The sequence below is a fragment of the Nostoc sp. genome, from assembly GCF_041747015.1.
GTDB lineage: Bacteria > Cyanobacteriota > Cyanobacteriia > Cyanobacteriales > Nostocaceae > Nostoc.
Window position 1 is genome coordinate 1 of the sequence record NZ_JBGTFY010000001.1, and the last position, 26008, is coordinate 26008.

Below are 26008 nucleotides of genomic sequence, written 5' to 3' on the forward strand. Positions count from 1 at the left end.
TTAGGGGGGATCTATAAATGTGTAAAATCACAGCCTAATACTTTTCAAACATCCTCTAACGTTGTAGGGTTTGATTTAAGGTGTGCGATCGCTTTTTCAAAGTTGTCAGTCGATGCAACAGAGTTGTCAGTCAATGCAACAAAGTTGTCAGTCGATGCAACAGAGTTGTCAGTCGATGCAACAAAGTTGTCAGTCGATGCAACAAAGTTGTCAGTTGATGCAACAAAGTTGTCAGTTGATGCAACAAAGTTGTCACTCAATGCAACGAGTAATAAATTAGACTTGTTCATTCATCCTGTAAAGCGATCGCTTACAATTGTTATTGATTGTTTAAGCTTTGGTAAGATTACTTTGTCTGATATTGGCGTAAAAAACATCGATTTGACAAACCCCCGTCAAGTAGCATTTGTTGCCCTGCGAGATGTTCATAAGGGAGCTTATGCTGATGTTGCCCTAGACAGAGTGCTGCAAAAAGTTAATTTGCTTGATAGCGATCGCCGTTTAGTAACAGAATTGGTTTATGGCAGCGTCAGAAGGCAGCGTACCCTCGATGTTCTCATTGATCAATTTGCCAAAAAGAAATCTCACCAACAACCACAAGACCTCCGCACCATCTTGCATCTAGGCTTTTACCAACTGCGCTATCAACAGCGGATTCCCGCCTCGGCTGCTGTTAATACCACCGTCCAACTCGCTAAAGAAAATGGTTTTTCTGGACTTACGGGTTTTGTTAACGGTCTATTGCGCCAGTATCTGAGAACAGCAGAAGCGCAGGGGGACAAAGAGGCAGGGGGCAGGGGGCAGGGGGCAGAGGAGAAAAATTCATTGTTACTTCCCCAATGCCCAATCCCCAATCCCCAATTTGATCCGTTACAACTCCCAGAAAACCCGGTGGAACGCTTGGGTATTTTACACAGCTTTCCTGACTGGATTATTCAGGTGTGGTTAGAACAACTCGGTCTAGCTGAAACAGAGCAACTGTGTGAATGGATGAACCAATCTCCAACAATAGATTTGCGGATCAACCCACTTCGCACTTCAATCGAGGAAGTTGAGATGGCGTTGCAATCTGCTGGTATTTTGGTCAGGCGCGTTCCTTATTTACCCCAAGCTTTACGATTGATTGGTAGCGCTGGGTCAATTCAAAAACTACCTGGTTTTGGCGAAGGTTGGTGGACTGTACAAGATAGTAGCGCCCAATTGGTAAGTCATTTGCTCGACCCCCAACCAGGTGAAGTGGTAATTGATGCTTGTGCTGCACCAGGAGGTAAAACAACGCACATTGCCGAGTTAATGGCAGATAAGGGGAAAATTTGGGCATGCGATCACACTGCTTCTCGTCTTCGCAAACTTCAAGAAAATTATCAACGCTTAAGTTTACAATCTATTCAAATTTACACTGGCGACAGCCGCAACTTAGGTCAATTTAAAAACACCGCCGACCGCGTATTATTAGATGCTCCATGTTCTGGCTTGGGAACTATGCACCGTCATGCTGATGCACGGTGGCGACAAACACCAGAATCTGTCCGGGAACTTTCAAGGCTGCAAAAAGAATTGTTAACACATACATCAAGTTTTGTAAAACCTGGTGGTGTAATAGTTTATGCCACCTGTACATTGCATCCAGCAGAAAATGAACAAGTGATTGCGGCATTTTTAGCTGAGTCACCAGATTGGCAAGTTGAGTCTACCAGCAGCGTTGAGTTACCTGATTGCGCTCAGATCACACCTCAAGGTTGGTTTAAAGTTTGGCCTCATCGACAGGACATGGATGGCTTTTTTATGGTGCGCTTAAGAAAAACCAACAATTCCGAGTGAATACTGTTTAGGATTGTACGATTTGGTGGAGGTCTGAATCTACCAGAGGAGGCAGCAATGGTGACTGATTCAAATGTGAAAAACTTAATTAAAATATTGATTGGAGCAGCCTGGATCGATGGCAAAATCCAACCAGAAGAACGGCAATATCTACGTGAAATCGCTCAAGCAAAGGGTTTGGCTAGCGATCCAGAGATTAAACCTTGGTTGCAAGAATTAGTTCCTGTACAGCCAAAAGAGTGCTATGAGTGGGTGCGGGAGTATTTAGGCGATCGCCCCAGTATTGAAGATTGTGAAAATCTGATTGAAGCCATCAGTGGCTTAATTTATAGTGATGGTGATGTTGCGATCGAAGAAGCTAGACTTCTGACAAAGTTGCAGGATATAGCAAAGCCGAATGGTTCAACTCAACCACCTCACACTGTACTGCTTAAACAAATTCAAAAGCTTTACCGTCGTTGGGTTGAAGTGCAAAACTAATCATAGTCAAAAGTCTATAGTTTAATGACTAATGACTAATGACTAATGACTAAATTATGACTTCGGTTCACCCAGACCCGGAGTTTCTTCTTTATCAACTTTAGGCACAATATCAGGACGCTCTTTGCTTTCCCAACCTGCGGGGCGTTTCGAGTTGTACCAAGCTATTGAACCAATGGTTACAGCAGCAATAAAACCAACGACATACACCAAGGTAAAAGCCAAGGGAAAATGATTACCACCTGTTGCGACTGAATCTGCTGCCTGCATGAATATATGCATATTATCTTCTCCAATGTTAAGTAACACTACTTGACACACTATAAAATGAGCGTATCACTTAACATCCCCCTAGAGTTTAATTTAACAAAAGAGGCAGGGGGCATGGGACAAGAAGACAAGGGGGACAAGAGAGAATAACTAATGCCCTTCAGGAGTGCTGAGTAATGAGTGGGGAATCTCATTTCTTTACTCAGCACTCAAAACTGGGAACTCGGAACTGTTTTGCCCAATGCCCAATTACTGAGGAGGTCTAAGTCTATCCCGCCACGATGGCTGTGATGATGAAGAACCAGAAGAACCGGAACTATTTGCGGGAGGAGAAGAGCGCCGACTTCTTCGAGGCGGGGGAGAATCAGATTCTACTCTTCTTCTAGAGCGCCGCCGTGGACGAGATGATTCTGAAGAAGAGTTACTCGAACTTGATTCTTCGGTGCGTAGGCGTAGCCCGCCGTAGGCATCGCGCCTTCTCCGTCTTCGGGTATAATTTTCTGGTTGCTGTTCTTCTTGAGAATATCTTCTTCTCCGTCTCCTAGATGAACCGCTATCCTCAGAATTTCTAACACTTTCTGAGTCATCATCAGAAGAGATAGAACGATTGATCACTTGTTTGGGCTTAATAGCCTGGGCTTTAATGGTGCCTTTGCGACCTTCTAACTTGGGTCGTTTGGGAAACTTTTCTACAGGCATCCCCTTTACCGCTTTTTCCATAAACTCATGCCAAGTGTAAGCGGCACTGCTACTGCTGCCGTATGTGGGGCGATTATCATCGTTACCTAGCCAAACCCCTGTCACCATCTGGGGAATGTAGCCAATAAACCACAAATCGCGGGCTTCGTCGGAGGTGCCAGTCTTGCCGGCAACTTGTCTATTACCTAATTGGGCAGCAGCACCAGTCCCTCCTTCGACAACGTTGCGTAACATCCAAGTCATGATGGCGGCACTGTCAGCGTCAAGGGCGCGTTTAGACTGAAATTTAGCTGACCAGATCACGTTACCTTGACGGTTAATGATGCGGCGAATACCATAAGGCTCTCTGTGCAATCCAAGAGTTGCAAAGCTGCCGTAAGCGCTGGTCAATTCTAGAAGATTTACTTCATTTGATCCCAGAGCTAAGGAATAGGTGGGTTTGAGTTCAGATTTTATCCCCATATCATGGGCAAGTTTAATCGTTGGCTTAAATCCTACATCAATCAACACCTTTACCGCAATAATATTAACAGAGCGAGTAAGGGCATCTCGGATGTTCATTGAACCCCGGAAGTTTTCACTATAATTTTTCGGTTCGTAGCCATCTACAACAAAGGGTGTATCTTGGTAACTATCGTAGGGGCTTTTACCGCTAGCGATCGCAGTGGCATAGACAAACCCTTTAAATGTCGATCCTGGCTGCCGCTGTGCCTGGGTAACGCGATTAAACTGGTTTTTACCAAAGTCTTTTCCCCCAACCATTGCTTTAACTTCACCGTTGCGGGGGTCAACAGCGACTAAAGCTGCTTGCTTAAAGTTTTCCCAGCGTCCTTGATTTCGCAGTGTTTTAGCTACAGCCTCTTCTGCCACCTTCTGCCAAGTTGGATTCAACGTGGTTTCTACTACTAAACCCCCACTTGCTAGCACATCAGAGGAAACGTACTTCGGTAATTCCTTCTGGATGTAGCTAGTAAAGTAGGGTGATTGTACTTGCATTCGCTTGGGTAAACTGCTTTTGAGGGTTAGCGGTTCTTGGATTGCTTCTCGCCTTTGCTCTGGTGTAATTACTTTATCTTCTTGCATCCGTTGTAATACTAAGTCCCGCCGCCGTTTGGCAGATGCTGGATTCTTGTCTGGGGCGTACAAGCTGGGGGCGGGAGCTAGTCCGGCAATCGTTGCCATTTCTGCTAGGGAAAGTTGATTTGGCGATTTACTAAAATATACCCAGGCTGCATCTGCCACACCGTAAGCTCCAGCTCCCAAATAAACCAGATTTAGGTAACGCTCTAGAATCTGATCTTTGGTTAATTCTGACTCGATTTTTTGGGCGAGACGGACTTCCTTGAGTTTGCGCCAGACTGTCTGTTCTTGTTTTAAGAAGAGAATCCGCGCTAGCTGTTGGGTGATGGTACTACCACCTTCTACCACACCTTGCGATCGCAAATTATTCAAACTCGCTCTGGCAATCCCTTGAAGATCAACTCCGTTGTGTTGCTGAAATCTTCTATCTTCTGAGGCGATGAAAGCTTTTTTTAAATTATCTGGTATTTGCTCCAGCTTTAACTGTTCTCTAGTCGCTTCACCTTGTTGTTGTAATATGGTGCCATCAGCAGCTTTGATGGTCAGTGTTTGCTCTCTAATCACGGCTTTGAGTTCAGCTTTATCTGGCAAAGTGCGATCTATTAAACCAATGCCGTAAACCAAGGCAACTATCCCACCACCTACACCTACACCCAAGCTTGCCCACAACCATATGCGACGATAAAGTGGTTTATTATTATTTGCCAGATTGGCTGTCATCCTAGATGGTAAGATTTTCATTTTACTTAGTTAATTGCCTCGCCTATGCCAGATGTGCTGGTGGTAAGCTTTCATTTGTAAATTTCTTGTGTTGATGATGACCAGGCGGTTATCATCGTTTTTTCTTGTGAGAGTCAGTCAAATTAGTTGATCTTCCCTTGAACCACAAGGTAAGTTTTATCAAATCGGTTCTGCACTCAAAATAGTAATCACATAACCACTATAAGTTAGCTTTAAGGTTAGCGCAGCCCTGTGTGTTAGTATAATATCCTATAAATAATTAACTAAATTCTTCATCAAATAATGTTTTTTAGATTCAGTTAATTTAGTTTTGTAAAAACACTGCAATTTTGATAACTATTCGGAATATAAAGTCCATTGACATTTTCTGAAACAGGTGCGGCGAAGTATCCGCAAGAACAGCCTGAAAACGGTTTGCTGAGGACGGGTGTGATGCCCATCCTGAAAAGTTCAGAGTGGCGAGGGGCGGCAGACATAGCTGTAGCCAAGCCTGCAAGAAGCGCCCTTGCCCTTGGTAGTAATATAGGTGATTCAAGGACAATTTTAGAAGCAGCTATAGAGACTTTAGCCCAAACGCCAGGTATTTTCTTAGAAACCAGATCCAGTTGGTATCGAACAAAAGCCTTGGGACCACCGCAACCAGATTACTTAAATGGCTGCGTCATATTGCAAGTAGAAATTCTACCCCAGCAGTTATTAGCAGCTTTATTAGAAATTGAGGAGCAATTTGGGCGTGTTCGTCAGGAACGTTGGGGACCGCGAACCCTAGATTTAGATTTGTTATTATATCATGACTTAATCCTGGATACACCAAACCTCCAGATTCCCCATCCCAGAATGCGGGAGCGGGCTTTTGTGTTAGTGCCACTAGCAGAAATTGCCCCAGATTGGATAGAACCAGTTTCTAAGTGTGTTATTAAAGAACTGCTCAAAGAGGTAGACTGTTCTGACGTACATTTAACGTAGAAAAACACTGATTTCACCTCTGTAGTTACAGATAGTCAAATATTACTATGCCATTAGGTAGAGAATTACCACAACTGCTGAAACAACGCTTGTTTTATAAAGGACGCAAGTTTGATTTTGAAGTTAATCGCTTGCGTTTGCCCAATAAAGCAGAAGGCGAATGGGAGTGTATTCGTCATCCTGGTGGCGCTCTAGCTGTACCAGTGACACCAGAAGGAAAACTTGTACTCGTGCGCCAGTACCGTTTTGCAGTTCAGGGACGGCTATTAGAATTTCCGGCGGGAACTGTGGAACCAAATGAAGATCCCCTAGAGACAATACAGCGTGAAATTCAAGAAGAAACTGGCTATAGCGCCCAAAAATGGGATAAATTAGGTGAGTTTTTCCTAGCTCCAGGTTATTCTGATGAGATTATTTATGCTTTTCTCGCTCAAGATTTGTCAAAGCTGGAGACACCACCCGCCCAAGATGGAGATGAGGATATTGAAACTGTATTTATGACTCCCGAAGAACTGGAGAAAGCTATTCTTCAGGGAGAGCCAGTAGATGCTAAATCAATATCGAGCTTTTTTCTAGCGCGTCCGTTTTTAGTTTAATCGCAATATGCTGCTAGAGTTAGCGCGCACATACTTAGGTGCAGGCTTTGAATATGTTGATGAGATGTACTTTCTTTAATAAATAATTACTTGGAATATTCAGTTTTTCCGGGGCATTTGCCAAAGCAGAAATCCACAAAAAAACCCATAGTTTGTTTTTACTACAAGCTGCGATCGCTACGTCCATTACTGATAAAATGAGCCTATTTTATAATCTGGAGTTAACTTTGTTGCTGATGATGATAAATAATTAATTTTGGTCATTGAGATTGATTTAAACCTAACAAAGTATTGACACTGCCTTATTTTTTGATGTACTCAGATGTTTATTTGACAAGGATGTAGCACTGCTCCATATGTATGGATGTTGACCTGTAAAAATCAACGGTCATTCGGTGCAAGGAACATAGAAATCGCAAGTGTATACAGTAAATTACTGAGGAAGACACGATGTCACATAGTCCAGGGTTGTATATTTTACTGGTCAGTGTTCATGGCTTAATCAGGGGACAGAATATGGAGTTAGGAAAAGATGCTGACACAGGTGGACAAACCAAATATGTAGTCGAACTTGCTTGTACATTAGCCAAAAACCCACAAGTAGAACGAGTTGATTTGGTAACTCGTTTAGTGAACGATCCAAAAACCAGCCAAGACTACGCTCAACCGATAGAAATTCTCACAGACAAAGCTCAAATTATTCGCCTTCCCTGTGGCCCACGTCGCTACCTTCGCAAAGAAGTTCTCTGGTCGTATTTAGATACCTTTGCAGATGAATTGCTCAGATACATTCGCAAAGTTGGAAAAATCCCAAATGTTATTCACACACATTATGCCGACGCTGGATATGTAGGCTGTCGGGTTGCTGGCTGGTTAGGAACGCCGCTTGTCCATACTGGTCACTCCCTGGGACGCATTAAGCAGCAACGATTACTAGAACAGGGAACTAAACTGGAAGTTATTGAAGATCACTTTCACATTAGTACACGCATTGATGCCGAAGAAACCACACTTGCCAGTGCAGCACTAGTCATCGCCAGTACTAATCAAGAAGTTGAGCAGCAGTACAGCGTTTACGACCAATATCAACCTGAACGGATGGTAGTGATTCCTCCTGGTGTTACTCTAGAGCATTTTTACCCAGCACCAGAGGATTGGCAGAATCCACCCATTTACCAGCAATTGCAGCGGTTTCTCAAAGATCCTCAAAAGCCCATAATTATGGCGATTTCTCGCCCGGCTTTTCGTAAAAATGTGAGTAGTCTGATCAAAGCTTATGGCGAAGATCCTGAACTACGTAACCTGGCAAACCTGGTACTTGTGTTAGGAAAACGAGAAGACATTATGACGATGGAATCTGGCCCACGCCAGGTGTTTATAGAAATCTTGCAATTAATTGATCGCTATGACCTTTATGGTTACATTGCCTATCCCAAACATCATAACTCTGAAGATGTGCCTGACTTATATCGGCTGACAGCTAAAACACGAGGAGTTTTCATCAATCCAGCGCTAACAGAGCCATTTGGACTGACCTTGATTGAGGCTGCGGCATCTGGTGTACCAATCATTGCTACATCTGACGGCGGACCACAAGATATCATATCAGCTTGTAAGAATGGTCTGCTGATTGATCCTCTAAACATTAAACAAATCCAAGATGCACTGCGAACAACTTTGACAGATAAAGAACAATGGCAAACCTGGTCTAGCAATGGCATGGTTAACGTCTGCCAACATTTCTCTTGGGATAGTCATGTCGAGCAGTATCTAAAGAAAGTACGTCTATTTCCAAAACGACAAGTTCAATCTTTCCTCAGTCCTCTGCGCGAATCTCCAGCAGTCGAACATCCAGACTGGAACGTACCTGATACTAACCGCCTGCCAACAGCTGACCGCTTCCTTGTAGCTGAAATTGACAACACATTATTGGGGAACCAAGAAGCACTGCACAAGTTGATTCAGCGCATCCATGACGAAGGACACACAACCGGAGTTGGCATTGCCACAGGTCGAAGCCTAGAAAGTACCTTGAGTATGTTGGAAGAGTGGCGTTTCCCGATGCCGGACTTGCTAATTACATCAACAGGCAGTGAAATTTATTATGGGCCTCAGGTGGTAACAGACACAAGTTGGCAAAGACACATTAGAGCTAATTGGCAACCTGAGGCAATTCGGGAAGCGATGAAGGATATACCCGGAGTTGAATTGCAGCCACCAGAGACTCAAGGCAAGTTTAAGATCAGCTACTTTGTTGATACAGACAAATCGCCTACCTACCGGGAAATCATCCGCCATCTGCGTCAGCAGCAGCTATCCGTCAAAGGAATTTACAGCCATAGTAGATATCTTGATTTAGTGCCTATCCGGGCTTCTAAGGGAGATGCCATTCGTTATGTTGCTTTGAAATGGGGATTACCCGTGAAACGGTTTTTAGTGGCAGGGGCATCTGGTAATGATGAATCAATGTTGGCTGGCAATACACTGGCAGTTGTAGTTGGAAATTACAGCAAAGAAATCGAAAAGTTACGGGGCTGTCCACAAATTTATTTTGCTCAAGGACAAAATGCCTGGGGAATTTTGGAAGCGTTAGATTACTATGATTTTTTTGGCAATCTGTCTCAATCTCAGTCTGAGATATTGAACGAACCACAGAGGCAGAGAGAAGCTAGTGCATTGCGCGGGTTTCCCTAGTTGTAGCAACTGGCGCGACTCAGAGAGGAGGAAGAATAATTGAAGAAGAATTCAGAAGTCAGAAGCGGAGCCGGAGACGCTCCGCCTCCGGTCAGAATCAAGACGCTCTCTACGAGACGCTGCGCGAACGCGGACTCGTTAACGCTTCGCTATCAGTGGGGGATTGCGCAAAGTGCGGTCTTCTCCCAAGGGGAGAAGACCGCAGTGGCTCCCCTTAAAAAGGGGGAAATAGAGCTATTCTTAGTCCCCCCTTTTTAAGGGGGGTTGGGGGGATCAAGTCTTATCCAAACCGTATTGACTCCTGAATTCTGTTTCGATAGATCCAAAGCCTCTCATTGCGACTTCCACTACGGGAACGCCTGCCGTAGGATGCCCGTTCGCGTAGCGTCTCCCTTAGGAGAAGGGCTGTAGGGCGAATGCAATGACAATTAGCATTTTTTTACTTGGATTACTCTAACGGGAGCGGTATCTGTTGTACCGGGAGCGGTCTACCTCGTGACGGGAGCGGTATCTGTTGTAACGGGAGCGGTCTACCTTGTAACGGGAGCGGTATCTGTTGTAACGGGAGCGGTCTAAGTCAAAAAGAAGAGTTGCAGGTCTAGGGCAATACAGTTCAGTTAAGCATTTCTTCCTTACTGTATTGCTTTAAAACCTTGTTTACAGCTTTAGTCTGGAAATGCTGCTGATCAATCAGGGAAGCAGAGCCTCAATTAAGGCGTTCCCAGTCGGAGACTAGGAACGAGATAAAAGCTTGTTCTAGAGTGGCTTTTAGCTTAAAGTTGACACCAATATCATTTTTTTACTTAACAAAATTACGTCGTGCTTGGTGCGTTAATTTCAACTTCTCCTCTAAAACTGCCCAATTTTCCTGCTCAATTATGTTAGTCAACTCGTCGAGATGATGACGATACTGTTGAAGCGATCGCAGTAATGCTTGACGATTATACCGCGCCATCATCACGCCCAACTCGGAATTGCCACCACCTACACGACTGGTATCCCGAAAACCTGAACTAGCTAACTTTTGGGCTAATTGCAAAACATCGGGGTCAGTTTCACTCAAACAAGCAGCAATCAACGAGGAACTAACCATCACCGGTAAATGGGAAATCCAACTAACAGCGTAGTCATGTTGCTCAGGTTGACAATGATAGATAGTCGCCCCAAGCGATCGCACAATATCTTCGACAATTGTAATTGCAGTGGTTGGTGTTGTAGTTATTGGTGTTAATACATAAGGCTTACCAACAAATAAATGCCGTTGTGCTGCTTCTATCCCACTCTCTGTTCTTCCCGCCATTGGATGACCGCCGATAAAATTCCTCCATTGAGGCGAAATCGCCTTGACTATCTCTGCTTTTGCCGAGCCCACATCAGTCACCACCGTAGTCACAGGCAAATGAGCGATCAACTGCTCCAATTGGGGCACAATAAGGGCTAGGGGTGTACAAATAAATACAACCTCTGCGGTTGCCAATAAGCTTAGATCAACTGATGCTTGATCAACGCTGCCGAGGGCAACTGCCTTTTCACAAGTAGATTCACGGCGACTGACTCCTAAGATATGATGTCCTTGCGATCGCAAATCAAAACCCAAAGATCCGCCTATCAGTCCCAATCCTAAAATCCCAATATTCATTTTTGATTTTGACATTCCGTTTTTTATGACTTTACCAACTATTAAAGTTGGCATCCAAGGGGTAGCATCGATGACTGTAGAGGAATTACTGGAACAATATGCGGCAGGAATCTTGGACTTTAGTGGTATTGACCTCGCGGAAGCTAACCTTAGTGGGGTTAAATTAAGTGGCGTAAATCTTAGCAATGCCAATTTGAGTATAGTTAACCTAAGTGGCGCGAATCTGAGTGAAGCCAACTTAAGCAATGCCAAGCTGAATGTAGCTAGACTCAGTGGGGCAAATTTATCTAACGCCATCTTGAACAACGCTAGTCTCAACGTTGCTAATTTGATTCGAGCGGATCTTAGTCACGCTCAACTTAGAGGAGCTACTTTGATCCGCGCCGAGTTAATTCGCGCTGACCTCAGTAGCGCCGACTTATTGGAGGCTGACCTCACCGGTGCCGATCTGCGAGAGGCGACACTCCGCCAAGCGAATCTTCGTCATGCTAACTTGAGTGAGGCTGTCTTGAGAGGCAGTTTTCTCACGGGAGCTAACTTAGAGATGGCTAACTTAAACGCCACTGACCTCAGTCGTTCTGACATTAGCGGTGCAAATTTGCGAAATGCCGAACTCAGACAAGCGAATCTCAGCCATGCTAACTTGAGCGGAGCAGATTTGAGCGGGGCGAACCTCCGTTGGGCAGATTTGAGCGGCGCAAATCTCCAGTGGACAGATTTGAGTAACGCAAAATTAAGCGGGGCTAATTTAACTGGCGCAGATTTAAGCAATGCCAATTTAACAAATACAATTTTAATTCACGCCGATTTAACTCAGGCAAAATTAATTAAAGCAGAATGGATTGGTGCTGACCTAACAGGAGCAACTTTAACTGGGGCAAAAGTTTATGCCACCTCCAGATTTGGTTTAAAAACCGAAGGCATGATTTGTGAATGGGTTGATCTTAGCCCGACAGGCGATCGCTCCATTATCCAAAAGTTCCATTCAGAAGACTCACGAGATTTTTTTAACGAAACACCACCAACAATCCGGATTATTGTTGATTCAGCCATAGAACATGATGCTAACTTTGCCCTTGCTGGCGCTTACTACCAAATTGCTCAGGAATGGCGGGGACTAAAACAACCCCCAAGTATAGAAAGTGGTCGTCGTCGAACTGTTTTCACCTTTTATGTAGATAGCGATGAAGCATTATTTCCCACTGCTTATATTACGATTCTGCCTTTTTTAGATGCGGCATCTACCCAAAAGAATATTTCCAATATGCTGGAAATGATTAATAGTGAAGTTGTGGCAAACCAAGATTTAAAATCGCCCCAGATGGTGAAACAATTAAATATTCTTGTAGAGCAAGCCATCAGTCAGGTTACAAGAATTAAACAGATGAAGAAAAACATCGAAGTAGCTGCAAAGTTAAATTTTTGTAAAGCCCCAACTCAAATAGTTTTAACGAATTCTAGCACCCGCACCTTGATTGTGCATGACAATCCCAATTTTGGTAAAAGATTTATTAATCGCTCTGCTATAAAAGCTTCAGCTTATGATGATATATCCAGTGAATCAACAAAATATAGATTGCCTTCGTTAAATATGGTTATGGATTTTATTAAAGGTTTTCATTATATTAGTCATTAGGTATTGGGCATTGGTTATTATACAAATGACAAAAATGAAATTTTGGAGGAAAAATGCGCGATACCTTTAATAAAATGATCGGTCGAACTCGCTATGTGGTCTTTCGGCTATTTCTGCATTTAGGGGGAGGTGAAGTAGCACCAATTTTGGGAGTATTAAATAGTGCTGGACGAGATGCGATCGATGCCGATGGCGACTTAGAAGTTTTGGGAGAAAAATTAGTAGAAATTAGCCAAACCCTGCTTCAATACGATGAATACTGGCTTTCATCTGCCAACGAAGGTGATGTATTTTGGGAAGAAGGCGAGGCGGGAGACTACGTAAATGAATTATTTACTGACTCTGCCCAAAGATATCTCAGTGAACCAGATTACAGTTCTGCCTCTGGATTGAATGAACCTTTATCTATTCCTGTAACCCGTAACGTCATTGTGATGCTTACAGTAGCTTATGAAGGAGAAGTACCAGAGTTAGAAACTGACCTTTCTAACATTCAGGCACTCAAGGAAGGATTGAAAGCATTGATAAATTTGCATTATAAACATAGATTAAAGGCAATCCAAGTGCATTTCTCGCCAGCACAGTTAGGCGATGAACTCACTAGCGATCAGCTCTTGCAATATTACCCAGAATTGATTCCTTTGTAATGTGTTGGGTAGTCCCTACTTACTACTTACCTCGATAAATTGTTAAGCTCAAAGATAGGACAATAATCCAATGATCATGACCATAGTGCGTAAATTTACAGCCGTTTTTTTAGCTATGAGTTTGTGCCTGACAACTGTAGCCTGTGGGGCAGGAGAGCAAAATACCACTACCCCTCCAGCTAAGAATGTTAGCCAAACCTCTACTAACACCAAATTAAGTGACGGTCAGTATCAAATACAACAAGCTACTTATGACGATGCAAGTGGTGAGTACAGCCTGTTTTTACTGAACAATAATCCCCCAACCTTTGCAACAGAAAAGTTGCAAATGGCCCGGTTAACTGATGCTGAAATCAAGGAAGGTAAGAAGACTTATCTGAAAGTAGAAAATGGACAGCCGATTTTATATCTGACGGAAGACTTTAAAATTGAGTATGTCCACAACGTTACTGAGAATAAAACCAATCCTCAAACAGGACAACAAGAGACGGTTGTAGTGCGTCAACAAAATAGCTTTTGGGCACCGTTTGCTGGGTCTGTGGCTGGTAGCTTGGCGGGTCAAGCAATTGGTAGTATGTTATTTAGACCGCAATACTACGTACCCCCTGCTTATCAACAAGGAGGACTAATGACTGGCTACGGTGGATATGGCGGAAGCTATGGTCAAGCAGTTCAAAACTATCAAACTCGCTACAATGCGCCACCCGCAGCCGTGACAAATCGCACTGCGTTCCGCAATACAGGGACAATTAGAAGGTCATATCCTGGTAACTCAACTGTACGCACTACACCCCGTAACACTACAACTAATAACCGTCCTTCTGGTTCTGGTTTTGGTAGTAGTCAACTTAGACCTTCTGGGAACTCCAGCACTACCAGACGCAATTCTGGTAGTAGTTTTGGCAGTGGGCGTAGTTCAGCACCTCGCCGCTCAAGTGGTTTCGGCAGCAGACGCCGTTAATAAATTTCAAATTCTAAGATAGACTGCCTAAGAATTAAAGGTAGTGTATTACATAAAGAAATCGGAGGGTAATAAGCAAACCCTCCGATTTCTGTTTATGACTCAGTGACCATCGTAGACATCGCATCAGCTAAAATCTTTGTTACTTATAATTACTGGCATAGTGTTTTTAAGTTTAACAAAAAATTATTTTAAAAATACTAGTCAACAGTTTGATAGTCACCAAACCGATGTATTATATAAATAAATTTACAAAAATCAACAATGGTAGAACGCCCGATCAAGAAATCGGAACGTCAGTCACAAGCAAGTACTGACAATAATTCCGAAAATTTGGATTCTATACCTCCTATTGAATCCAAACCTTCTATTGAATCCAAACCTTCTATTAAATTGAAAGCTTCTATTGAATCCAAACCTTCTATTGAATCTAAACCTTCTATTGAATCCAAGCCTTCTATTGAATCTAAACCCAATACCTCAAAACCAAGCCATAATCGCTCGTCTGATACAGGAAGGAAAGCGTCTTTTGGTGATGAAAATAGGCACCAGGGTAATCCTGCACTAGCGCGTGGACCAAAACCCGCTAAACCTCCAGCCCCTGTCCAAACCGAACCAGAAATCGAAACCGAACCAGAAACCGAATCTGTTTCTGAGGAATCGCAAGATTAACAGTTTGCAGAAGTCTCCACCATCCGAAGTACACCAGAAAAACGCTGACAGTATTCCGAGTAGGACTTACGCATTGACAAAAAATACCAAATATGGATGTGCTTGAAAGCCACATCTTTCGTAAGGGTTTAGCATTGCTCATAGGTGTCAACTTAACCTGAAAGCTTACTCTGATAAGAAGAGTGAAAATTTTTCCATGTACCGCCTAGCTTTTCGATCCCCCCTAACCCACGCCAGTCACTCATGGGGGAAACCCCCTCTGAGCGACTGGCTCCCCTTAAAAAAGGGGGAACTAGAATCTTATGCCCCCTTTTTAAGGGGGTTGGGGGATCTAAAACGACGATAAATTCTAGTGTTTGAGCTTAAGTTGACACCAATGAGCATTGCTAAACCCCTACAGCGTGATCTATTTACGTAGTTTACCGCCGTAGGCATCATAAGGATAATTAATAAAAGCCTGAAACGACCTATTTTTCTTAATTCACATCACGGTTAATTTGTACAGTGCGTAAGTCCTACCGAGTTGTACTACTGTGAAATACACGCCAGAGACGCGATAAATCGCCGTCTCTACAGGGAATCTATCCGTCAATTATTTCTTGACAGACTACTACATCTGTAGCGGTCATTTTTTTTGTTTGTGTAATTTATTCATGCTGACTACACAGACATAACCTGCAAATGCTTCTACTCAATTTTCAAGTTAAAAGGCAAACGGGCATAAACTCCCTGTGGATCATTCATCTTTTGCAGAATCTCTACTTCTTGTTGCAACTTCTGGAATTCAGCGGCGAGAGGATTGGATTGTTTGAGTTGCACCCCCTCAATCCCTAAAGCAGTCCGCGCCTCTTCAGTTGCACGCCCAAAAAAGCGTTCTCCGAAGCTGCTAGTGCGGGGATACTCTTGCAATTCCCAGTCTTCTCCTAGTTTCGCCTGTTTGGCAGCATAGGCGATCGCACTATTCAACCCGCCAATTTCATCTACTAAACCAATTTCCTTCGCCGCCACACCCGACCAAACCCGTCCTTGGGCAATTTCTGCCACTTTTTGTTCTGGGAGTTTCCGACCTTGAGAAACTTTATTTAGAAACATATTATAAATTCGGTTAACACTGCGCTGGTAAAGGGCTAACTCTTGGGGCGATTTCGGACGTGAAACTGTTTGACTATCAGCATAGCGGGCGGTTTTCACTGAATCCCAGGTGATGCCATTATCATTCGCCAGTTTTTGCCCATTAAATAGCACCCCAAATACCCCTATAGAGCCTGTAATGGTATTTGGTTCTGCAAAAATGCGGTTAGAGTCGCTAGCAATCCAGTAACCACCAGAGGCGGCGACATCACCCATCGACACCACAACTGGTTTCGCCTCACGAGTTAATTTAACTTCTCGCTGCATGACTTCAGATGCGGTAGCGCTACCACCAGGACTATTAATTCGCAATACGACTGCCTTGACATCTTTATCTTGTCGCAATTTGTTGAAGATTTTCGCAAAGCGATCGCCTCCTACTTGCCCATCATCACCTTTACCATCGACAATTTCGCCCTCAGCATAAACAACGGCAATTTGATTTTTGGAGTTGCGTTCTACACCGAAAGCTTTGCCGGGAACTTCTGCGTAGTTATTCAGATTAATTTGCCGAAATGTTTTGTCTTCTTTGTCGCTATCTGTCAACTTTTTGAGGTCAGTCACCACTTGATCGGGGTATGCTATTTGATCAACTAAACCGTTGGTTTTGGCTTGTGTTGCTTCCAGTAGCGCTTGATTATCAGCGATCGCTTGCAACTTGTCAGGTTGAATTTTCCGACTTGTACCGACAGCAGTGCGCCACTCTCCCCAAACATCATCCAATAACTTCTGAGTCTGTTCGCGGTTTTCTGGACTCAGCTTTGTGAGGATAAACGGTTCAACAGCTCCCTTAAATTTCCCCACTCGCACGACTTGAACACCAATGCCATATTTTTGTAATGCTCCCGTTAAAAACATTGGTTGTGAACTCAAACCGTTGACTTCCATCATTCCTAGAGGGTTAAGAATGATGGAATCTGCCACTGAACAAACGTAATATTCCTTTTCACTCCAATCGCTACCATAGGCGACAATCTTTTTACCAGCAGCGCGAAACTCCTCCAGCGCTTTCCGAATTTCTTTAAGGGAGGCATAGCCAACGTTACTAGATTCGCTTGTACGTGTTGCATCTAGATAGATTCCGACAATTCGCGGATCGCGCCGCGCCTTTTCCAAAGTTTCCACAACTTTGCGGAGTGCCATTCTCTCATCATCCACACCTGATATTGTGTTTTGAAACAGTTCGCCTGAACTAGGTTCGCTATCAGTAATTTTCATCGACAAGTCAAAAACCAGCACTGACTTATCCTTCACGTTTGGCCCAGGATCTTTAGAGGAAGTAGCAGCCAATATCAGCAAGAACAGTCCAGTGGTTCCTAAACCAGCAAAAATAATTAGTCCTAGTAAGGTGCCAACTAAACTAGCAAAAGTTTGTTTGATAAAATTAGTCATTGGTCATTAGTCATTGGTCATTGGGTATGGGGCATTGGGCATTTGCCCTTTGTCATTCACAAATGACAAAGGACAAGTGACTAATAACCTATTTATTTATTCTATGCGTTGCAAACTACCAGAGTGCTGTAACTGATACAACGTGGCGTTGCCAGTGCAGAATAATACTGTGGTGATTTCGGCGATTAACACTTCAGCCAGTTCGGCAACTGCTGTCTCTGATGCTGCTGCTGCTTGCAAGAAAGGCATTGCTAAACCAGCTATATCTGCTCCCAAGGCGATCGCTGTTGCCACATCCAATCCATGACGCAACCCCCCCGAAGCAATCAAGGGGACATTTGGTGCTGCATCTACCCCCGTCGTAGACATCGCTTTAATACTTGTAATGCACTCTGCCGTCGGTAAACCCCAATCGGTAAATGTCTTTCCTAAGCGACGTTGCAAGGCATTTTTGGCTCGTTCGCTTTCCACCTTCGCCCAAGAAGTACCACCCGCACCAGCGACATCAATTGCCGCTACCCCAGCAGCCATGAGTTTCTGGGCGATCGCTGCTGAAATGCCATTACCAACTTCCTTAGCAATAACTGGTACTGGCATTTGATGGCATAAATTATGAATTTTGTCAAGTAACCCTTTAAAATTAGTATCACCTTTAGGTTGAATGCACTCTTGTAGGGGATTAATGTGTAAAATCAGAGCATCAGCCTCTAGCATATCAACTACGCGCAAACATTCATCTAAACCGTACTTATAGTTAAGTTGCACAGCGCCCAAATTGGCAAATAGAAGAACATCAGGAGCATACTTACGAATAGCAAAAGTATCAGCCACCTGGGGTTTTTCTACAGCTACTCGCTGGGAACCAACACCCATTGCAATTTTGTAATGTTGTGCGACTTGGGCCAAGCGTTGGTTAATCATTCCTGCTTGTTCCGTTCCCCCAGTCATGGAAGAAATTAACAGGGGTGCGCCAAGGCGTTTTCCCAGGAAAGTTGTAGTGATATCAATGTCGTCAAAGTCTAGTTCGGGTAAGCAACAATGGGTAAAGCGATAGTGTTCTAGTCCATTGGTGATTTGATGGCATTGCACATCTTCCTCTAGGCAGATGCGAATATGATCTGCTTTGCGATTCTGAGTTTGGGCAAAGATGTTGGTAGGGGCATTCACTGGTGGGTATGACTCAAAGTATTTGCGATCGCTATTGTTACATTGTATATTTGCTATCGAGTCATAGACCCATCTAGACTGGCAATTTCAAACTCACACGCTCTAGAAACCTGTTCTGCTGGTAATTTCCCAAAGCTGATTAATGGTAAATAACTAGGATTTGCCATCAGTTCTTTTGCTAATAAGAACCCAGTAATTGTCCAAGTTTGATATTTCCTAGCTTGTTTCCCAATCAGTCGCCCTTTCTTGCCGTCGTAATACTCTGGCCATTCATCTTCACTAAGGCGTGTTTGGGCAATTTCAATCGCCTTTTGTGCAAGACTTGTTTTATTAGTTTTCACAGCCGCCGCCGCCAACATCCACATTAAGACTGGCCAACTACCAGCATTATGATACGACCAGGGGATATTTTTGGGGTCACATCCAGTTACAATTCTGTACTCTTCATTTTGCAAAGCTGGGAAACAAATTTTCATGGGCATATCTCCCACCAAGTCTTCCCATCGTTCCTCAATGAGAGTCATAATCGCTTGTGACTGTTCTTCGGTAGCTAAATCTGAAATGATTGCCATTAAGTTTCCGAGTGAAAAGAAGCGAGTATCTAGCTGCGACGGACCGACATTACCTGCTAGATAACCACCTTTTCTTGGCAGCCACTTATCTAATTCATAATAGGGAACAGAATCTACATATATATTGAACAGATTAACAGCAGCCTTGCCATATTCTTCACTTTTGAAGCGATAAATTGCATTTAGGCGATTAATATCTATCCAATAATGCTGGCGAATATGAGCACATAAAAGAGGCAAACGGTTATCAATGGCTGCAACAATATCATTATTCCCTTGACAAATTAGCAGTTCACGAGATGCACGCAATGCCGTGTAAAAAAGAACTTGTAGTTCTAGAGGATGCCCATAAATGCCCATACGACGATCAATCATACAAGCACCATCTGGAACCAGCAGCGTTGGGTACATATCAAAACGGTTCGCTAGGCAGATTTCCATGATTAACCTGATGCCATTTTGGAATTCAGGTTGATAGGCTAAAGAAAAGTCGTCTGTGGCGACTACATAAGCACGTAATAAAATAATCCACCATAGGCAAGAATCTACAGGTGTAACTCTAGCGATCGCGTGTTCACCAAAATCTGCTTCTAAATATTCTTGCCCATTGTCTGATACAACTTTAAAGCTAGCTGGTATTAATCCACGTCCAGGCTTATAGGCATCTAATGCCCTTTCTTTAGGTTGTAATTTTAAGGTTTCTTCTAAGAAATTGCGAACAATATCTTTTCTGCCTTTGATCAGAAAAATTAGACCCGCAGAGACAAAATCCCGAACAAAGCACTGGTCATAATTAAGCGCCTCTACAGATGCATCATAAGCGGCTACAGTGCCAACCGGACGCCCTTGATAGTAGAGTATTGTTTTTTCTAGTGCTTCCCAGGCTTCTTCTACTTCTTTAGATATATTTTCAGTAGTTTCAAATTCGTTTAGCTGCATCGCCAGAATAACTCCATTTAGATCGTGAATTTGTGGTAGATGCGTGTTCATTTGTGCTTTTTGCTATTTTGATCATAACAAAAACAATTCTTGGAATAGCAAGTATAATTTGGAGAAAAATTAATCAGTTAACATTGGTAAATTACTCAGTTATTTATTCCTTTTCTTTTTGGAATGTATATAATATTTTCAACTTCTTATATGTAAAAAACTGTAACTTACTGCACCAATGTCTGCATTCAATAAATGTAGTGGGTGTAGTGAGAGGAGCGATGCCTAGGTTGGGCTGCGCCTACGCCCTTGAGTTTCTCTAATAGTTTATTTGTGGAGATTGAGGAGAAACGAACCACAGAGGCGCAGAGAACACTGAGGAAGAAAGAAGAGGTACAGCAGGTTTTTAAATAGTGAAAGCCCTTCGATAAGTTTACCAAAGGGCTAAAAATAATATTTGTCTCAGAGGTCTTGTGCAAAGTTTAGTATTTAATCCTGCACACCGTTGCAATTAATGAGGTCGAAGGCTATGGCTGGCTGTTCCGATGGGCTTTCCACAAGCGATGTGCACCATAGCTAACAACTGCTGTTACCGCTAGTGGAACTACTACTGGAGCTGCTGCTGTTATGGCTGCGTGTCCAATTGCAGCTACAGCCACTGCTTCTAAACTTCCACCGCTGCCGGCAGCAAGTGTTACCGCGCTACCTGAGGCCACCCCCGCAGCAAATGCCGTCATATTGCCACATTCTGACTCACACTTAAAAATTTCTACATTGAAATCTCCTAGTGCCTGAGCTGGAGCAGGTGAAATCGTCAGAGCGCTAGTCACTATGAGCAGTGTAAGTAAGCAAATTGAAATTAGTCTTTTGGCATTCTGAAATATAGATTGCATGGCAGTTGTGTCTTAACTTTAATGTTGATAAATTACTTAAGCTAACTTCCTCATATTAAGTAACAAAATTTACGATAGCATCAGAAAATTCCGCAAATATCTAAAACTCTTATTAGGTTAGTTGAGAAAATATACCCAAGAAAAACCCCAGAACAATACCTAAAAATCATTCTTTTCAGTTATTGTTTGCGTAAGTCCTGAATAGTTGAGATAAAGTCTTTTGAGAATACAAAATACCCTCCAGTAAATTCCCTGAAGGGCTATCTATAATATTTGACCAGTTTTTACCATCTACAGCTTAGTTACAAAGGACTGTTGTTACTCCAAAAACAGCAAGTCCCACTGTGGCTACAATTGCTGCTGCTGGCAATGCTACAACCGTCGTTGTTGTAAATCCCAAAACACCTAAAATTCCAGGAGCGGTAGAAGTAACTGTAGCTAGTGTAATTGAGCCTAGACTAGCAGCAGCAGATGAAGCAGCTGCAATAGCACCTATAATAGCCGTAGAGTCATCAGGGTTTAGCATTTGTTTATTTCCTGTATTATTTAGTCTAAAAGCTTCTTCAAGTTAATAGATTTATAACAAAAGTAACAAAATATTTTTTATGATCACATTTGTACTTTTACTGAAATATTGAATGAACTTTTCGTAAAGTAGAAAAAGCCAAAATACTCAAATTAACCAAGCTTATTTTTATAAAATTCAAACTGCGATCACAAATCTTCAGGTGTTAAACCTGTCACTTTGGCAATTCTTGCTAACATCCGAGGCCCAATCTCTTGACCATCGTGAAAGGCAAACACAAAATCAGCCCAATCAGGGCGTGTCAGAATTTTATGCGAACCTGACTGGCGTTTAATTTCCCAACCAATACGCAGCAAAGCAGCTAGGACACGCTTTGCTTTTGTGCTAGACCACTCACTCATGCTGCGGCAAATGAAACGCTGACTAGCTCTGGAGTTACTTCTCCATGTTCCAGCTTATCTGCTAGCACACGCAGAGCTAATGCTTGAACTCTAGCAACTGCTTCCTCTCGTGTCTGTCCATAAGCCAGTACACCAGAAAAACCAATCACTTCAGCTAAAAAGCGTCCATCCTCTTCTTGTTCAATCTCTATCGTGAAGTTCATAGCCAGTAAAGGTATTGTAATAAAAACGATTCCTACAAAAAGCTTTGCTAAATCATTGCTAAATAATCGGAACTAATCCTGATGCGGTTATATTTGAGTCACAGGTTAATAGTTGCACTTCATCACCTTTACTTGCTAAAACTAGCGCAGTTGCTGTAATTTGTCTATCGTGCATTTCATTAATAGCGGATAAGCTCATAGTTGTTTCAATTACATCTTTGTCAAGTGGATAAATTACCACACGCGGATCAGATTCAACTGCTAAAAGTAAATTCTTGGCAGAAGGAATAGATGTTCTTCCTCTTTCAACAATCCAAACAGCTTCGGCAAAAGTTACAATAATACGGCTTTCTGATACGATACATCAGATGGTAATTCTGAAAGTTGTATATTACCGTTGTTATACACTCCTTCAATGGATTGCAACATTAGTGTTTACCAAATTTGTACTTAATATAAATTATAAAGTTAATACTAAAAAGATGCTGATTTGCTTAAAAACATCAAAAGTTTATTCTAGCAAGCACAAAAAAATGATCCTCTTCAGGCAGAATATTGTAACGTTCCCAAAAACGATGAGTTGTGTAATGCATCAAATTGATCGACAGTTTCCCGCCTCGAACTCAGCGATCGCCTCCTGTGCAAAAGCTTCCAGTTTGCCATCAGCAATGTCTTTCTCTAATTGTTCATCCCACCGTTGATAGTCTAAATCAGCAAACCATTGAATGAGCTTCTGATACTCGTTGGGTGGCAGTTGAAGAATCGCGGACTCAATTTGCTCAAGCGTCAGCATAAGGATACATCACCTTTACTCTAAGCAAATTATAGCTTGCTCAACTAATGCTCTTTATCGTGCTTGTTGAATCTCTATCGTGAAGTTCATAGCCAGTGAAGGTATTGTAATAAAAGCGATTCTTAAAATAAAACAAAAAATTTATATGACCTCAGTTGATTCTAGCAAGCACAAAAAAGCTAAAGCCCTCAAACCTACCAGCCGCCGCCCTGCGAAAGAACTCTGTAGCGAGTGCGGACTATGCGATACATACTATATTCACTATGTCAAGGAAGCGTGCGCTTTTATTAATCAACAAATAGGTGAACTTGAAGAAGAAACACACAGGCGATCGCGCGATCTTGACAACCCCGATGAACTCTACTTTGGTGTTCATCAAGACATGATCGCAGCGCGAAAACAACAGCCCATAGAAGGCGCACAATGGACGGGGATTGTTAGCAGCATTGCCATTGAAATGCTCAATCGCGGCATAGTTGAAGGTGTTGTCTGCGTGCAGAACACCAAAGAAGATCGCTTTCAACCCATGCCCGTCATCGCCCGTACCCCAGAAGAAATACTAGCAGCGCGGGTAAATAAACCAACACTTTCCCCGAACCTTTCCGTATTGGAACAGGTAGAAAAATCGGGTATGAAGCGACTATTAGTAATTGGTGTTGGTTGCCAAATTCAGGCATTACGAGCCGTAGAAAAACAACTAGGCTTAGAAAAGCTGTATGTTTTGGGTACGCCCTGCGTAGATAATGTTAACCGCGCCGGACTGCAAAAATTCTTAGAAACCACCAGCCGATCGCCTGATACAGTTGTACATTACGAGTTCATGCAAGACTTCCGGGTTCACTTCAAGCATGAGGATGGCTCATCAGAAACCGTGCCTTTCTTTGGCTTGAAAACAAACCAACTCAAAGATGTTTTTGCCCCATCTTGTATGAGTTGCTTTGATTACGTCAACTCCCTAGCCGATTTAGTCGTTGGTTATATGGGCGCGCCCTTCGGTTGGCAGTGGATTGTAGTTAGAAATGACACTGGTAAAGAAATGCTAGATTTGGTGAAAGACCAGTTAGACACACAGCCAGTAATGTCTAAGGGGAACCGGAAGGAAGCTGTACAGCAAAGTATTCCCGCTTACGATAAAGGGGTGACTCTGCCGATGTGGGCAGCAAAACTGATGGGTGTGGTGATCGAGAAAATCGGGCCAAAGGGTTTAGAATATGCGCGGTTTTCGATTGATTCGCACTTTACTCGGAATTATTTGTATGTGAAGCGGAATTATCCAGAGAAGTTAGAGGCGCATGTGCCGGAGTTTGCTAAACGGATTGTTGGGCAGTATAAGTTACCGGAGTAGTATCACGCAGAGGCGCAGAGGCGCAGAGAGTTTTAGAGGTTATTGACTACACGGGAGATACCGTCTTTGATTAGTGAGACGTTAAAGTTGATCAGTAATCCAACTCGTTTATCAGTGAGGCGGAGGTAGGTTAACAGCTGCTTCTTGTGTACTGGATGAACAGATTCCACTGATTTGAGTTCAACAATTACTTTATCTTCGACTATTAAATCAGCGCAAAAACCTTCCTCCAAAAGTACACCCTCATAGACTATTGAAACCAACACCTGTCTTCTAACCTGTAACTTCCGCCTCCGTAACTCAAAATCCATCACCGTCTCATAAACTGATTCCAGCAAACCAGGACCCAAAGTAGTGTGAACCTTATAAGCAGCATCCACAATTGCACCCGAAACTTCATTCTCAATCATGACTCTCTGCGCCTCTGCGCGACGCCAGGTGCTTCAAGTCGGCGGAGCCGCCCAACGCACTGGCGCCTCTGCGTGACACAATCCTAACTCATGTTCTTTCCACCGCTTCGATCGCAGCCTCTAACGCGATCGCCACATGAGTCCAATGAGTCCCTCCCTGGCAATAAACTACATACGGCTCACGCAAAGGACCATCTGCCGATAACTCCAAAGTACTCCCCTCAATAAACGTCCCTCCAGCCATGACTACCAGGCTCTCATACCCCGGCATCTCATCTGGAACTGGGTCGAGATAAGAACCAATTGGAGAATGCTGTTGTATAGCTTTACAGAAGGCAATTAGCTTTTCAGCAGAACCGAGTTTAATTGCCTGAATTACATCCCCACGGGGCGCAAGAGGTGCAGGATTTACTGGATAACCGAGTTTGTCAAATACATAACCAGTTAAGTATGTTCCTTTCATCGCCTCCCCCACCATCTGCGGCGCTAAAAATAGTCCTTGGAACAGAAGACGATTTTGGTCAAAAGTAGCACCACCATAACTACCGATACCGGGAGCCGTGAGGCGACAGGCGGCGGCTTCTACTAAGTCGGCGCGACCAGCAATATAACCGCCAGCGCTGACAATGGTGCCACCAGGATTTTTAATCAATGACCCAGCGATTAAATCAGCACCTACGGCTGTGGGTTCCCTGGTTTCAATAAACTCGCCGTAGCAGTTATCCACAAAGCAAACTGTGTTCGGGTTTTGCTGTTTGACCAAATGGATAATTTTTTCAATATCGGCAATTGATAAACTCGGACGCCAAGAATAGCCACAAGAGCGCTGAATTAACACTAAACGAGTATTTTCAGCCACACTAGTACTTAAAGCTTGCCAATCTATAGTTCCTTGGGGAGTTAGCTCCAATTGGCGGTAATTTATGCCAAACTCGATAAGGGAGCCTTGACCTTGACCCCGTAAACCAATGACTTCTTCGAGCGTATCGTAGGGAGAACCGACCACTGCTAACATTTCATCTCCAGGACGGAGTACACCAAACAAAGCACAAGCGATCGCATGAGTTCCCGAAACAAACTGCACTCGCACCGCCGCAGCCTCGGCACCCATAACTTCGGCAAAAACTTTATCTAAAGTTTCTCGTCCTAAATCATCGTGACCATAGCCACTTACACCAGCAAAGTGGTGTGCGCCCACACGGTGATTACGAAAGGCATCCAGCACTCGTTTTAGATTATGCTTGACCTGAGTGTCAATTACAGAAAAAATTTCTAACAGTGCCTCTTCTGCTTGCCGCAACTGCTCCAAGGTATTCATTAGTTTCTCGTTCACAAAAAATTAT

At 43.3% G+C, this 26008-nt stretch carries 24 protein-coding genes; 10 read left to right on the forward strand and 14 right to left on the reverse strand.

The window, feature by feature from the left end; translation table 11 throughout:
- The first annotated feature begins 381 nt into the window (after positions 1–381).
- A complete protein-coding gene (locus tag ACEW80_RS00005; RefSeq protein ID WP_373524664.1) occupies positions 382–1821 on the forward strand; it encodes a 16S rRNA (cytosine(967)-C(5))-methyltransferase in 1440 nt (479 codons plus the stop codon).
- A 57-nt stretch (positions 1822–1878) separates the two neighbouring features.
- Positions 1879–2301 (forward strand): TerB family tellurite resistance protein, encoded by a 423-nt coding sequence (locus tag ACEW80_RS00010; RefSeq protein ID WP_373524622.1) that lies wholly within the window; start codon positions 1879–1881, stop codon positions 2299–2301.
- Positions 2302–2355: 54 nt separating this feature from the next.
- On the opposite strand, the gene psb35 is transcribed toward ACEW80_RS00010, so the two are convergent.
- The gene (gene psb35 / locus ACEW80_RS00015; RefSeq protein WP_373524623.1) at positions 2356–2583 is read right to left on the reverse strand and encodes a photosystem II assembly protein Psb35; all 228 of its coding nucleotides are present in this window, start codon (positions 2581–2583) and stop codon (positions 2356–2358) included.
- 237 nt (positions 2584–2820) lie between these two features.
- Complete coding sequence (locus ACEW80_RS00020) at positions 2821–5091, reverse strand: transglycosylase domain-containing protein (RefSeq protein WP_373524624.1); 2271 nt, start codon at positions 5089–5091, stop codon at positions 2821–2823.
- A gap of 432 nt (positions 5092–5523) precedes the next feature.
- Between ACEW80_RS00020 and folK the strand changes: the two genes are divergently transcribed.
- From folK to ACEW80_RS00035, 3 genes are all read left to right on the forward strand, one after another.
- Positions 5524–6057 carry a 2-amino-4-hydroxy-6-hydroxymethyldihydropteridine diphosphokinase gene (gene folK, locus ACEW80_RS00025; RefSeq protein ID WP_373524665.1) on the forward strand — a complete coding sequence of 178 codons (534 nt, stop codon included), beginning with the start codon at positions 5524–5526 and terminating at the stop codon, positions 6055–6057.
- A 47-nt stretch (positions 6058–6104) separates the two neighbouring features.
- A complete protein-coding gene (locus ACEW80_RS00030) occupies positions 6105–6653 on the forward strand; it encodes an NUDIX hydrolase (protein WP_373524625.1) in 549 nt (182 codons plus the stop codon).
- 450 nt (positions 6654–7103) lie between these two features.
- A complete protein-coding gene (locus tag ACEW80_RS00035; protein WP_373524626.1) occupies positions 7104–9347 on the forward strand; it encodes an HAD-IIB family hydrolase in 2244 nt (747 codons plus the stop codon).
- 799 nt (positions 9348–10146) lie between these two features.
- Here the strand turns inward: ACEW80_RS00035 and ACEW80_RS00040 are convergent.
- Positions 10147–10986, reverse strand: coding sequence for a prephenate/arogenate dehydrogenase (locus ACEW80_RS00040; RefSeq protein WP_373524666.1), 840 nt, complete (start codon positions 10984–10986; stop codon positions 10147–10149).
- A 70-nt stretch (positions 10987–11056) separates the two neighbouring features.
- On the opposite strand from ACEW80_RS00040, the gene ACEW80_RS00045 reads away from it, so the two are divergent.
- The 4 genes from ACEW80_RS00045 to ACEW80_RS00060 all read left to right on the forward strand — a co-directional run bounded on the left by ACEW80_RS00045 (position 11057) and on the right by ACEW80_RS00060 (position 14902).
- Positions 11057–12622 (forward strand): pentapeptide repeat-containing protein, encoded by a 1566-nt coding sequence (locus ACEW80_RS00045; protein ID WP_373524667.1) that lies wholly within the window; start codon positions 11057–11059, stop codon positions 12620–12622.
- A 53-nt stretch (positions 12623–12675) separates the two neighbouring features.
- The gene (locus ACEW80_RS00050) at positions 12676–13269 is read left to right on the forward strand and encodes a DUF1517 domain-containing protein (RefSeq protein ID WP_373524627.1); all 594 of its coding nucleotides are present in this window, start codon (positions 12676–12678) and stop codon (positions 13267–13269) included.
- Positions 13270–13339: 70 nt separating this feature from the next.
- Complete coding sequence (locus ACEW80_RS00055) at positions 13340–14230, forward strand: hypothetical protein (protein WP_373524628.1); 891 nt, start codon at positions 13340–13342, stop codon at positions 14228–14230.
- Positions 14231–14494: 264 nt separating this feature from the next.
- Positions 14495–14902 carry a hypothetical protein gene (locus tag ACEW80_RS00060; protein WP_373524629.1) on the forward strand — a complete coding sequence of 136 codons (408 nt, stop codon included), beginning with the start codon at positions 14495–14497 and terminating at the stop codon, positions 14900–14902.
- 687 nt (positions 14903–15589) lie between these two features.
- On the opposite strand, the gene sppA is transcribed toward ACEW80_RS00060, so the two are convergent.
- The 9 genes from sppA to ACEW80_RS00105 all read right to left on the reverse strand — a co-directional run bounded on the left by sppA (position 15590) and on the right by ACEW80_RS00105 (position 22910).
- A complete protein-coding gene (sppA, locus tag ACEW80_RS00065; protein WP_373524630.1) occupies positions 15590–17425 on the reverse strand; it encodes a signal peptide peptidase SppA in 1836 nt (611 codons plus the stop codon).
- Between the two features lie 96 nt (positions 17426–17521).
- Positions 17522–18592, reverse strand: a complete 1071-nt coding sequence (gene fni, locus ACEW80_RS00070; RefSeq protein WP_373524631.1) for a type 2 isopentenyl-diphosphate Delta-isomerase — start codon at positions 18590–18592, stop codon at positions 17522–17524.
- 53 nt (positions 18593–18645) lie between these two features.
- Positions 18646–20103: a glycoside hydrolase 100 family protein gene (locus ACEW80_RS00075; RefSeq protein WP_373524668.1), complete on the reverse strand. Its 1458-nt coding sequence runs from the start codon at positions 20101–20103 to the stop codon at positions 18646–18648.
- A 518-nt stretch (positions 20104–20621) separates the two neighbouring features.
- Positions 20622–20987 (reverse strand): hypothetical protein, encoded by a 366-nt coding sequence (locus tag ACEW80_RS00080; protein ID WP_373524632.1) that lies wholly within the window; start codon positions 20985–20987, stop codon positions 20622–20624.
- Positions 20988–21285: 298 nt separating this feature from the next.
- Entirely contained in the window at positions 21286–21513 is a 228-nt protein-coding gene (locus tag ACEW80_RS00085) for a hypothetical protein (protein WP_373524633.1), read from the reverse strand.
- 188 nt (positions 21514–21701) lie between these two features.
- Positions 21702–21914 (reverse strand): type II toxin-antitoxin system HicA family toxin, encoded by a 213-nt coding sequence (locus tag ACEW80_RS00090; RefSeq protein WP_190911600.1) that lies wholly within the window; start codon positions 21912–21914, stop codon positions 21702–21704.
- Positions 21911–22117, reverse strand: coding sequence for a type II toxin-antitoxin system HicB family antitoxin (locus ACEW80_RS00095; RefSeq protein ID WP_292764672.1), 207 nt, complete (start codon positions 22115–22117; stop codon positions 21911–21913). The genes ACEW80_RS00090 and ACEW80_RS00095 overlap by 4 nt, the downstream gene beginning before the upstream one ends.
- A 58-nt stretch (positions 22118–22175) precedes the next feature.
- Positions 22176–22316, reverse strand: coding sequence for a hypothetical protein (locus tag ACEW80_RS00100; protein ID WP_373524634.1), 141 nt, complete (start codon positions 22314–22316; stop codon positions 22176–22178).
- Between the two features lie 393 nt (positions 22317–22709).
- Complete coding sequence (locus tag ACEW80_RS00105) at positions 22710–22910, reverse strand: hypothetical protein (RefSeq protein ID WP_373524635.1); 201 nt, start codon at positions 22908–22910, stop codon at positions 22710–22712.
- A gap of 145 nt (positions 22911–23055) precedes the next feature.
- Here ACEW80_RS00105 and ACEW80_RS00110 point away from each other — a divergent pair, with 145 nt between their 5' ends.
- Positions 23056–24255: a Coenzyme F420 hydrogenase/dehydrogenase, beta subunit C-terminal domain gene (locus tag ACEW80_RS00110; protein WP_373524636.1), complete on the forward strand. Its 1200-nt coding sequence runs from the start codon at positions 23056–23058 to the stop codon at positions 24253–24255.
- Positions 24256–24287: 32 nt separating this feature from the next.
- Here ACEW80_RS00110 and ACEW80_RS00115 read toward each other — a convergent pair whose 3' ends face one another.
- Together ACEW80_RS00115 and ACEW80_RS00120 are read right to left on the reverse strand one after the other, a co-directional pair.
- On the reverse strand, positions 24288–24665 hold the full coding sequence (locus ACEW80_RS00115; protein ID WP_373524637.1) for a GxxExxY protein: 378 nt from the start codon (positions 24663–24665) through the stop codon (positions 24288–24290).
- Positions 24666–24753: 88 nt separating this feature from the next.
- On the reverse strand, positions 24754–25983 hold the full coding sequence (locus ACEW80_RS00120) for an aminotransferase class I/II-fold pyridoxal phosphate-dependent enzyme (protein WP_373524669.1): 1230 nt from the start codon (positions 25981–25983) through the stop codon (positions 24754–24756).
- Between the last annotated feature and the right edge of the window lie 25 nt (positions 25984–26008).